This window comes from Streptomyces sp. NRRL F-2664 (assembly GCF_000719345.1).
Classification (GTDB): Bacteria; Actinomycetota; Actinomycetes; order Streptomycetales; family Streptomycetaceae; genus Streptomyces.
Window position 1 is genome coordinate 1 of the sequence record NZ_JOFX01000578.1, and the last position, 244, is coordinate 244.

Consider the following 244-nt stretch of genomic DNA (forward strand, 5'->3'; position numbering starts at 1 on the left):
AGCCCGTCGCCGGGTGACCTGCCGCCGTCAGCCGATCCGCCGAGCTAGCACCTGCCCCGGCCATGCCTCGGACAGGAAACGTTCGGTGGGAGTGAAACCGTGGCGCTGGTAGAACGCGACCAGTTCGCCTCCGCCGCCCGCCCAGCAGTCGACCCGCAGCAGCTCCACGCCGGCCCGCCGGGTCACGTCGGCGGCATGGGCCAGCAGCGCCGCCCCGATGCCCAGACCGGCGTACCGTCGGTCG

Annotated in this window: 1 protein-coding gene; it reads right to left on the bottom strand. The window is 73.8% G+C overall.

Annotation, left to right across the window (positions count from 1 at the left end; translation table 11 throughout):
* Positions 1-27: 27 nt before the first annotated feature.
* A partial coding sequence (locus tag IF89_RS0137060; protein ID WP_030778406.1) for a GNAT family N-acetyltransferase occupies positions 28-244 on the bottom strand: 217 nt, incomplete at its 5' end.